3 protein-coding genes are annotated in these 3,581 nt (G+C 76.0%); 2 read left to right on the forward strand and 1 reads right to left on the reverse strand.

Translation table 11 applies throughout. The annotated features are described in order from the left end of the window. The coding region (locus tag JNW91_RS30405; RefSeq protein ID WP_203178922.1) for a hypothetical protein at positions 1–1,498 on the reverse strand (1,498 nt) is incomplete at its 3' end. A 67-nt stretch (positions 1,499–1,565) separates the two neighbouring features. On the opposite strand from JNW91_RS30405, the gene JNW91_RS30410 reads away from it, so the two are divergent. Then, complete coding sequence (locus tag JNW91_RS30410) at positions 1,566–2,261, forward strand: PASTA domain-containing protein (protein WP_203178923.1); 696 nt, start codon at positions 1,566–1,568, stop codon at positions 2,259–2,261. Between the two features lie 134 nt (positions 2,262–2,395). Next, complete coding sequence (locus tag JNW91_RS30415; protein ID WP_203178924.1) at positions 2,396–3,256, forward strand: PASTA domain-containing protein; 861 nt, start codon at positions 2,396–2,398, stop codon at positions 3,254–3,256. Positions 3,257–3,581 lie beyond the last annotated feature (325 nt).

The raw sequence follows: 3,581 nt of genomic DNA on the forward strand, positions 1-3,581 counted from the left end.
GGGGGGTTTTGCGGGCGCGGCGGCTGGTCGGCGTCGGGTCCTGCTTTGCGGGGTCGGTCGGGGCGGGGAGGTCCGGCTCCGTCCGTGGTGCCGGGATGCGTGGTGCGGCGGTCGCGTCGCCCGGGCGGGATCCCGCCGCTGCCGGGTCGGTTCTGCCACGCCGCGGCGCAGCGCCGGTCGAGGTCCCAGCCGATGTGCCGGTCGATGTGTCGGTTGACGTGCCGGTCGAGGTGCGGGTTGACGCGCCGGGTGCCGGCGGCCTGCGTTCGGCCGCGCCGGTCGGGCTCAGGTTGGTGGTGGCCGTACCCGGGCCGTGCTGAGCGGTCGAGTCGGGCTGGGCGGTCGGGTCGGGCGGCGTGGTCGGGTCGGGCTGGGCGGTCGGGCGCGGCGGCGTGGTCGGGGTGCTGGCGACAGCCGCACTCCGGCTCGCGGAACGGTGCCGCTCGGCGCGCTCGGCGAGGACGGCGGCCAGGACGGAGCCGCCGATGCCGGCGATCACGGCGTACGGGGCGATCAGTTGAGTGGACAGCTGCGCCGGGCCCAGCGTCGACCAGCGTGGCACGGTGCTCAGGTACGCGAGCGCGACGAGCAGCGGGCCGGCCGCCCCCGACGCCGTCGCGCCGACCCGGTGCCCCGACGATCGGACGGCTCGTCGCGCGGCCAGTGCCCCGATCACCAGTGCGGGGACGAGCGCCAGCAGCGCGCCGGGCCAGTAGAGCTGGTCTCCGATCCAGTACCGGGGGTGATCCGGGTCGAGTTGCCAGGTGCCGAGTTGGGCGCCGACCAGGCCGCGTCCGACGCGTACCCCGTCGATCACCGAGACCACGGCGAGCAGCCACAGCCAGGCGGCCGTCGCGGTCACGTTCACGGCGGCGGCGCGGGAGCGCAGGGCCCAGACCGCGACGAGTACGCCGATGAGGATGCCCAGCGCCGTGTGTACGGCGGCGACCCGCTGCGGCGCGGCGGTGTCGGCGCCCACCGCGACCCGCGCGGGTACGGCGACAAGGAGCACGGTGACCAACCCGCCGAGCCCGGCGCCCAGGGCGATGGCCACCCGTCGCAGCAGACCGCCGCGTTCACCGTCCAGGGTGGTCAAGTTCTCCGCCGCCGCCGAAGCCCCGGTGTCGAGTGTTGCGGGCTCCGGACGGTCAGGCCGGTCCGTTGCCGGCGGGCTGTGATCGGCGGGCGCCGTGGGCTCGTTGGTGTGGGCCGGCCGCTGGTGCAGCCGCTGTGCGCAGACCGCGCCGAGGACCGTTGAGCTGGCGGCCAGCCAGGTCGCCCAGGCGAGGCCGTCCGCCCAGGCCGTGCCGGCGGCTGCGGCGTCCGTGGGCGTCCAGGTGATGACGCCGAGCCCGTAGCCGAAGCCCAGTTGTGCGGCGCCGCGCCGGCAGCGACCCCGATCGCCGTCGCGATCGATACTCCCCAGCCCCGTCTGGCCATGCCGGGCAGCGTAACGTCCCGTCGACGGCGCGGCGAGTCGCAGACGATCCGCCGGCACGGGCCGGTGGGCGCGAACGGGCTTGGCGGTGACCGGTACGGTCGCCGGTGATGAGGCGGTGTGCGGTATGACGGACGCGAACACGGGTCGGCAGGATTCCGCCGACGGCCGGGGCGAGGGCGGCGCGAGCCGTGCCACCGTCCTGCTCGGTGGCGGGTTGGTGGCGGTGCTCCTCGCCGCGGTGGGTGCGACCGGTGGCTGGCTGTTGGCCGGCGGTGACAACCCTCCTGATGAGCCGCTCGCCGTGGCGAGCGCGACCGGTGCGCCGACCACCCGGTCGACCGAGCCCCGGCCGAGCACTGGCCGGACCACGCCCTCCGCTCCCCGGACGTCCGCCAGCGCGACCAAGGGGGCCGGGCTGACCGTCCCGCCGGTGGTCGGCGCTGATTTCGAGGAGGCCCGGGACATGCTGCGCAAGCAGCGGCTGGGCTGGCGGCTGGTCTTCGGCGGTGGCACCGGTCGTACGGTCGAGAGTGCCTCGCCCACGGTGGGCACCGAGGTCACCCGGGGCACCACCGTGCAGCTCCAGGTGGCCGGGCCGCCGCCGCCCGCCGAGGTGCCGGACGTGGTCGGTGACGACTGCGCCAAGGCTGCCGACGAGTTGGTCGAGGAGGGGCTCTACCCGAGCTACCGCAGCGGACGCAGTGGAAAGGTCTCCCGACAGGAACCGGCCGAGGACGGTCCGGCCCGCTGGAACGACCAGGTCAGCATCTGGTGCGGTACGGATCCAGCCGGCCAGCCGAGCACCAGACCGGCCTTCTGATCTGCGGTCCGCACCCGCGCGGCTCGCGTATCCCGGCTCGCCGGGGGCCGCTGATCCGCGCCGATGGCGGTGCGGGCCGCTAGGTTGACGGTCGAGGGCCATGCCGCCCGCCCCGGTTCGGGAAAGGACGTGCGATGAGCGACGACCGCCAGGAGCCGCCCGCCGGGGAGCGCGACGACGACCGGACCCGCCCCCTACCCTCCGCGGACCGGCCCGAGCCGAAACCGCCCGCCGCACCGGGTGAGACGGCGCCGATGAACCGGCCCGCCACACCGGATGAGACGGCGCCGATCGACCGGACCGTGTCGCAGGGCGGGCCCGAGGCGACCGCTCCATCCGACCAGACCATGCCGATTGATCGTTCCGCGCTCGGCCAGCCGGTCGACCCGACGGCGCGGATGCCCGTCGAGCGGTTGAACCCCGCGCCGTGGTCCGGGCGGGCGGAGGTGCGGCCGCCGCGACCAGCGGAACCGGCCGGCGACTGGTACGCAGAAGAGCAGGGTGGGCGGCGGTGGTGGTTGCCGATCCTCTGGGGTGTGCTCGCGCTGGTGCTCGCCGGCCTGCTCGGGGCCGCACTGTGGGTGGTGCTCAGCGCGCGGGACAACGACCGGGACGACCCGGGGTCCACCCCTTCGCCTCCGCCGGGCAGCGCCACCAGCGCCGCGCCGACCAGCGCGGCCCCGACCTCCGCGACGCCGAGCAGTGCGACGCCGAGCAGCCCGCCGCCGTCGAGCGAGCCCGCCGAGGTGCCGGTGCCGCCGGTCGCGGGCCTGCCGCAGGCCACCGCCGAAGGGCTGCTGGAACGGCTCGGCCTGCCCTACCGGGTGGTGTACCGTCCGTCCGAACTGCCGCCGGGGACGGTGGTGGGCACCGAGCCGGGGGCCGGTACGACGGTGTCGGACGGCGAGGACGTACTGCTGATCGTCTCGCAGGCCCGGCCGACGACCGGGAGCGTCCCGACCACGTCGAGCCCGACGGCGACGAGCACACCGTGACGGGTGCTCACCACATCCGGCGGCGGGTGCCGACCAGGCCGAGGCCGGCCAGCGAGATGGTGAGGCCGAAGATCCCGGACCAGAACAGGGAGCGGCGGACGTCCGTGGCGGTGTGCCCGGTCGGGCCCGCCTGGGCGAGGTCCTGCCGTCCGTCGGACTGACCGCCGGCACCGGCGCCGGCGGCCGAGCCGGTCGGGTCGGCGTGGCGGTTCGGGGCGGCGGCGCCGGATCCGGCCGGGGTCGTCCTGCACTGGGTGGGTCGGCGTCCACCACGGTGATCTCGGTGCGCACGGGGTGGTCAGCCGGGTCGCGGACGGACGGCCGG

It is taken from the genome of Micromonospora parastrephiae (genome assembly GCF_016802865.1).
Lineage (GTDB): Bacteria > Actinomycetota > Actinomycetes > Mycobacteriales > Micromonosporaceae > Micromonospora > Micromonospora parastrephiae.